The sequence below is a fragment of the Streptomyces cahuitamycinicus genome (assembly GCF_002891435.1).
Taxonomy (GTDB): Bacteria; Actinomycetota; Actinomycetes; order Streptomycetales; family Streptomycetaceae; genus Streptomyces; species Streptomyces cahuitamycinicus.
This window is the reverse complement of sequence record NZ_POUC01000417.1, coordinates 1-6,941: the sequence shown is the minus strand read 5'-3', so window position 1 is coordinate 6,941 and position 6,941 is coordinate 1. Positions and strand designations below refer to the sequence as shown.

At 67.4% G+C, this 6,941-nt stretch carries 5 protein-coding genes; 3 read left to right on the top strand and 2 right to left on the bottom strand.

Annotation, left to right across the window (positions count from 1 at the left end; all coding sequences use genetic code 11):
- The first annotated feature begins 53 nt into the window (after window positions 1-53).
- From C1J00_RS35200 to C1J00_RS35185, 3 genes are all read left to right on the top strand, one after another.
- Window positions 54-1,532, top strand: coding sequence for a peptidoglycan D,D-transpeptidase FtsI family protein (locus C1J00_RS35200; RefSeq protein ID WP_102913008.1), 1,479 nt, complete (start codon window positions 54-56; stop codon window positions 1,530-1,532).
- A gap of 169 nt (window positions 1,533-1,701) precedes the next feature.
- A complete protein-coding gene (gene pknB / locus C1J00_RS35190) occupies window positions 1,702-3,723 on the top strand; it encodes a Stk1 family PASTA domain-containing Ser/Thr kinase (RefSeq protein WP_102913007.1) in 2,022 nt (673 codons plus the stop codon).
- 209 nt (window positions 3,724-3,932) lie between these two features.
- Window positions 3,933-4,946, top strand: coding sequence for a restriction endonuclease (locus C1J00_RS35185; protein ID WP_245936625.1), 1,014 nt, complete (start codon window positions 3,933-3,935; stop codon window positions 4,944-4,946).
- A gap of 95 nt (window positions 4,947-5,041) precedes the next feature.
- On the opposite strand, the gene C1J00_RS35180 is transcribed toward C1J00_RS35185, so the two are convergent.
- Window positions 5,042-5,791 (bottom strand): class E sortase, encoded by a 750-nt coding sequence (locus tag C1J00_RS35180; protein WP_102913005.1) that lies wholly within the window; start codon window positions 5,789-5,791, stop codon window positions 5,042-5,044.
- Window positions 5,792-5,804: 13 nt separating this feature from the next.
- The coding region (locus C1J00_RS35175; protein WP_245936624.1) for a class E sortase at window positions 5,805-6,941 on the bottom strand (1,137 nt) is incomplete at its 5' end.

The following is a 6,941-nucleotide window of genomic DNA, read 5'->3' as shown; positions in this document are numbered from 1 at the left end:
CCCGCTCCCGCCGCCAACCCCGACGCCGAGATGACCCAGGTGGTCCGCCCGTCATGAACAAGCCACTGCGCCGGATCGCGATCTTCTGCGGCCTACTCGTTCTGGCACTGCTGATCCGCGACAACTGGATCCAGTACGTCAAGGCCGACGAACTCAGGACCGACAAGAACAACCGCCGCGTCACCATCGAGCGCTACGCCTCACCCCGCGGCAACATCATCGTCGACGGGGAGCCGATCACCGGTTCCGCCGAGTCGTCCGACAGCGACTTCAAGTTCAAGCGCACCTACAAGAACGGCGCCATGTGGGCGCCGGTCACCGGCTACGCCTCGCAGGCATTCGGCGCCACGCAGCTGGAGAACATCGAGGACGGCATCCTCACCGGCAACGACGACCGGCTGTTCTTCCGCAACACCCTCGACATGCTCACAGGCGAGAAGCAGCAGGGCGGCAACGTCGTCACGACGCTGAACGGCGCCGCCCAGAAGGCCGCCTACAACGGCCTGAAGAAGCAGGGCGGCAAGGGTTCCGTCGTCGCCCTGGAACCCTCCACGGGCAAGATCCTGGCGCTCGCCTCCTTCCCGTCGTACGACCCGTCGTCCTTCGCCGGGAACTCCACGACGACGGACACCAAGGCCTGGCAGAAGCTGCAGAAGAAGAACAACCCGGACGACCCGATGCTCAACCGGGCGCTGCGCGAGACCTACCCGCCCGGCTCCACCTTCAAGGTCGTCACCGCTGCCGCCGCCCTCGAGGACGGGATCTACACGGACCCGGACGCCAAGACCGACTCGCCCGACCCGTGGATCATGAAGGGCACCACCACCAAGCTGCCCAACGAGGGCAACATCCCCTGCAAGAACGCGACACTGCGGGTGGCCCTCCAGTACTCCTGCAACACCGTCTTCGGCAAGATCGGCTCCGACCTCGGCAACGACAAGATGCTGGACATGGCCAAGAAGTTCGGCTTCGACGAGGAGCAGTTCACGCCGGTCCGCGCCAACGCCTCGGTCTTCTCCGACAACATGAACCCGTCTCAGACCGCGCTGTCGTCCATCGGCCAGTTCAACACCGCCGCCACGCCGCTGCAGATGGCGATGGTCGCCTCCGCCGTCGCCAACGACGGCAAGCTCATGAAGCCGTACATGGTCGACGAGCTCCAGTCGCCCGGCCTCGACCCGATCGAGAAGACCGACCCCGAAGAACTGAGCCAGCCGCTGTCGGCGGAGAACGCCCAGAAGCTCCAGTCCATGATGGAGACGGTCGTCGACAAGGGCACCGGCTCGAACGCCAAGATCGACGGGGTCAAGGTCGGCGGCAAGACCGGTACCGCCCAGCACGGCGTCGACAACAGCGAGAACCCCTACGCGTGGTTCATCTCCTACGCCAAGGGCGAGGACGGCAGCGCGCCGGTCGCCGTGGCGGTCGTCATCGAGGACGACAACGCCGTCCGTGACGACATCTCCGGCGGCGGCCTCGCGGCCCCGATCGCGAGGAACGTGATGGAGGCGGTCATCGACAGCAAGAAGTGACCCCGCTCACGCCTGCTTCACATCGGTGCACGTTGCGATACCGGTCCTGTATCGGCTGACGGGCTTGGCCAGGTCACACAATGCGAGCCGGGTACGGTAGGCCCGGACGGCAGCCTCCGACCGTACAAGCATGCCGGTCGGGACCGACGGAGAGGGCTGGTAGGTAGCTATGGAAGAGCCGCGTCGCCTCGGCGGCCGGTACGAACTGGGCCAGGTGCTCGGGCGTGGTGGCATGGCGGAGGTCTACCTCGCGCATGACACCCGCCTCGGCCGCACCGTGGCGGTGAAGACGCTGCGCGCGGATCTCGCGCGTGACCCTTCCTTCCAGGCCCGGTTCCGCCGGGAGGCCCAGTCGGCCGCCTCGCTCAACCATCCCGCGATCGTCGCGGTCTACGACACGGGCGAGGACTACATCGACAACGTGTCGATCCCGTACATCGTCATGGAGTACGTGGACGGCTCGACCCTGCGTGAACTGCTCCACTCCGGCCGCAAGCTCCTGCCGGAGCGGTCCATGGAGATGACCATCGGCATCCTCCAGGCCCTGGAGTACTCCCACCGCGCCGGCATCGTCCACCGCGACATCAAGCCGGCGAACGTCATGCTGACGCGCAACGGCCAGGTCAAGGTCATGGACTTCGGCATCGCCCGCGCCATGGGCGACTCCGGCATGACGATGACGCAGACCTCCGCGGTCATCGGCACCGCCCAGTACCTCTCCCCGGAGCAGGCCAAGGGCGAACAGGTCGACGCCCGGTCCGACCTGTACTCCACCGGCTGCCTGCTCTACGAGCTCCTGACCGTCCGTCCGCCGTTCGTCGGCGACTCCCCGGTGGCCGTGGCCTACCAGCACGTCCGCGAGGAACCGCAGTCGCCGAGCGTCTTCGACCCCGAGATCACGCCCGAGATGGACGCGATCGTGCTGAAGGCGCTCGTCAAGGACCCCGACTACCGCTACCAGTCGGCCGACGAGATGCGCGCCGACATCGAGGCCTGCCTCGACGGCCAGCCCGTCGCCGCCACGGCCGCGATGGGCGCGGTCGGTTACGGCGGCTACCCCGACGACCAGCCGACGACCGCCCTGCGCGCCGACTCCGGCGCGGGCGCCACGTCCATGCTGCCCCCCATGAACCCGGACGACGGCGGCTACGGCTACGACGACCGCCCCGACCGGCGCCGCGGCCAGCAGCGCAAGTCCAACACCTCCACGATCCTGCTGGTGGTGGCGGGCATCCTCGTCCTGGTCGGAGCGATCCTGATCGGCCGGTGGGCGTTCAGCGGCGACGGCGGCGTGGGCAACGACGCGGTCGAAGCACCCAACTTCATCGGGGAGACGAAGAAGGGCGCCCAGCAGCTGGCCACCAATTCCGACCTCGAACTGAGCTTCACCGACAAGCCCTGCGAGAACCAGGCCAAGGGCAAGATCTGCTCCCAGAACCCTGCGCCCAAGGCGGAGGTCAACAAGGGCGACACCATCTCCCTGGTCGTGTCGACGGGGGCGCCGAAGGAGACGGTGCCGGACGTCACGGGCCTGACCTACGACAAGGCCGCGGCCCAACTCGACAGCAAGGGCTTCAAGGTCGAGCAGAAGACCGAGGAGTCCGACCGCAAACCCGGCGTGGTCATCGACCAGAACCCGAAGGGCGACACGGAGCAGGAGAAGGGCTCCACGATCACCCTGACCGTCGCCAAGGAGGCGGAGAAGTCCACCGTCCCGGACGTGCTCGGCCAGAGCTGTGACGCCGCCAAGCAGCAGATGCAGGGCAACAACCTGGTCGGCAACTGCACCGAGGTGGAGACCGACGACGACAACCAGGTCGGCAAGGTCATCCAGACCACGCCACAGGCCGGCACGTCCGTCGAGCCGAACTCGTCGGTCAACATCCAGATCGGCAAGAAGAAGCAGCAGCAGAAGGTCAGGGTCCCGCAGGTCGTCGGCCAGACGGTCGGCCAGGCCAAGCAGATCCTCGCGCAGCAGGGCTTCACCAACATCCAGTTCGCGGGCGGCAGCGACCAGAGCGACAACGCTTTCGTCGCCGGCCAGAACCCGGGTCCCAACCAGGAGGTCGACGACCCGGCAGCGACGACGATCACCCTGCAGACGGTCGGCGCCGGAGGCGGCAACAACAACGGCGGCAACGGCAACGGCGGCATCTTCGGCGGCCTCAACGGCAGCAACGAGGACGACTGACCCCGCCCCCACCACACCGTCGCACCACAGAGTCCCCGGCCCACAAAGGCCGGGGACTCTGTCTTCACGCCCGACGACATTCCCGCAAGAGCGTGCGTCCATCGATCGTGTCTTCATATGTCCTGACTCGTTCACCGGGTGGGGTGGGGCATCGGAACCCCGCCCCAGCCATACGAGCCGAAGGGCAGAACGTGATCAACGAAACGGTCTTGCTGGAATCACAGACCCTGCGCGGCAGCGTGCTAGACCGCACGGACGTACTCGACAGGGTCAAGGCACTGTCGCTGCTGCCGGACGGGATGCATGTGACGACCGCGATGGTGGCGTCGTACTTCTCCGTGACGGTGGAAGTCATCCGTGCCCTCGTGCACGACCATCGTGCGGAACTCGAAGCGAGCGGATACCGAGTCCTGACCGGGACGGAACTGAGTTACTTCAAGCAACTCAGTGGAATCCAGTCACGAACCCGATCCCTCGCCCTCTTCCCCCGACGCGCCGTCCTCAACATCGCCATGCTGCTGCGGGACAGCGAAGTCGCACGTCAGGTGCGTGTGTACCTCCTCGACATGGAGTACCTGGCCCGCACACAGCCTGTGGAAAACCCTGCCCCGACCGACGCCGCCTCCCTCGACGCCCGCATCGACCAGCGCATCACCCACATCCTGGGGAGGACCGTCGTCCCCCTGTTCAACGCCCTGATCGAAACCTCGGGCGAGCACCGGCGAGAGCTCACCGCCCTCCGGGCGGGGGTCCAGCGCATCGAGAAGCGACTGAGGCAGCACCACACCCGGCTGCAGCGGCTGGAAGCCCCCCGAGAGGACCGCCCCCTCGCCGGAGTCATGGCCGCCATGGACGCCATGAACGGGCGCGAGTTCGAAGAACACGTCGCCGAGCTGCTGCGCCGCGACGGCTGCACCAACGTCGTCGTGCAGGGCGGCGGAAGGGACCGGGGCATCGACATCACCGCGCTCACCGCCGACGGGCGGCGCGTCGTCGTCCAGTGCAGGAGGTTCGCGCCTCACCTCTCCATCACCAGCCCCGAAGTCCAGAAGTTCCTCGGAGCGGCCAAGGTCCTGCACGACTCCGAGGTGGCCCTGTTCGTGGCGACATGCCCCTTCACCCGCGACGCCCTCAACATCGCGGCCGAGAGCGGCATCACCGCCGTACAGCGGGGGCTGGTGGAGGAATGGAGCGCCGGGGCGGCGTTGAGCGTCCTGGAGTGACGACCCGACCCGCCACAAAGGCCCGAAGCCGCAAGAGAAAGTTGCGGCTTCGGGCCTCTGTCATGTTAGCGGCCCACCTTCCACCAAGTAGGCCGTCAGCGCAGTTCCTTCGGTGGCGTCCGCTCGCCGTCCACCGTCTCCACCCGCTCCAGTTCCCCCCACACCACGTACCGGTACGTGCTCGTGTACAACGGCGTGCAGGTCGTCAGCGTGATGTAGTGACCCGGCTTCTTCCTGCCGGACTCCTTCGGAACCCGGGAGAGGACCTCGACGTTGAACTTCGAGGTCTCGGGAAGGATGCCGTAGACCTTGTAGACGAACCACTTGTCCTTCGTCTCGAAGACGATCGGGTCGCCCTTCTTGATCTTGTCGATGTTGTGGAACTTGGCGCCGTGGCCGTCCCGGTGGGCCGCGAGGGAGAAGTTGCCCTTCTTGCCCGACATCGGCAACGTCGCCTTCACGGGGTCGGTGTAGTAGCCGGCCACACCGTCGTTGAGGATCTTGTTCGACGTGCCCTTCTCGATCAGGACCTCGCCCTTGCTCATCGCGGGCACGTGGAGGAAACCGATCCCGTCCTTGGTGTCCAGCGCACCGGGCCCACCCCGGCCGTGAGACCAGTCCTCACGGACCTTGTCGGCCTGCTTGCCGGCCGCACGGTCGGCGACCACGTTCGTCCACCACAGCGAGTAGACGACGAACAAGCCGAGGACCAGGCCCGCGGTGATGAGGAGTTCCCCGAAGAAGCTGACCGCCAGGGCGACCGGGCCAGGCCTGCGACGTGCCGCAGGCGGACGCGACGCCGCGCCGGTGTGCTTCTCGTGATCCGTGTCGGTGGTCGCTGCCACTGGTCATCTGCCCTTAACTGACGAGCGCATCCGGCTTGCCCTTGCTGCGCGGCCGTTCCTCGACCATCTTGCCCCAGACGATCATCCGGTACTTGCTGGTGAACTCCGGCGTGCACGTCGTCAGCGTGATGTAACGGCCGGGCTCGGTGAATCCGGACCCCGTGGGCACGGGATTCAGAACACTCGTGTTGCTCGGCGGCGTCACCGGCAGGATCGACGCCATCTTGTAGACGAAGTACTCGTCCTGCGTCTCCACGACGATCGGATCCCCCGGCGCGAGCTTGTTGATGTACCGGAACGGTTCTCCGTGGGTGTTGCGGTGACCCGCGAGCCCGAAGTTCCCGGTCTTGTCACCGGGCATCGCCGTCTTCAGCGCACCCTCGGAGTAGTGGCCGACCATGCCGCGATCGAGCACACCGTTGCTGTTGGTGCCCTCGGCGATCGGGACCACCACATCCAGCTTCGGGATGTGCAGGATGGCGAAGCCCTGCCCCGGCTCGAAGGCCCCCGGGTTGCGCTTGCCGCTCGCCCAGTCGTTCTGCAGGCTGCTGGCCTCCTTGCCGGCCTGGGCATGCGCCCGGACGTTCGTCCACCACAGCTGGTAGGTGACGAACAACAGCATCAGCACGCCGGCGGTGATGAACACCTCGCCGATCGCCCGGCTCGCGACGACCGCCGCGCCGGGCTTGCGCGCCCGCGCCTGCCGCCGTGCCTCGACCCGCGACAACGGCGCCCGCGAACGGCCACCGGTCCCGGTGTCGGCGTGGGCGTGGGTGGCCGACGGAGTGTCCGACGCGCCGCCATGGCGCCCATGACGGCGCTTGGCGGCCTTTCTGCGGGCCGCGCGGCCCCCCTGGGCGGATCCGTCCCGCCGTGAGGCGGAAGAAGCCGCAGAGCCCGACGTGGAGTCGCCGGCTACCGGCGGCGGATCCGGTATCCGCAGCGCCACCGTCTCCTCGTCGGCGGGCGGCAGATACGTCTCGTCCGGGACGGAGCCGTACGACCCGTACGGCTCATGCGGCTGCGGCTGCGGCGCATTCGACGCGTACGGCTCCGGCTCCGGCTCATGCGCCTGCGCTCCCGGTCCGGACGGATACGGCTGCGGCCGCGGGGACGCTCCGTACCCCCCGCCCCCCGACCAGTCCTCGAA

Bases quoted from the DNA above. Each gene is read 5' to 3' on its own strand.
- C1J00_RS35200 (WP_102913008.1), top strand. From the start codon at position 54: ATGAACAAGCCACTGCGCCGGATCGCGATCTTCTGCGGCCTACTCGTT.
- pknB (WP_102913007.1), top strand. From the start codon at position 1,702: ATGGAAGAGCCGCGTCGCCTCGGCGGCCGGTACGAACTGGGCCAGGTG.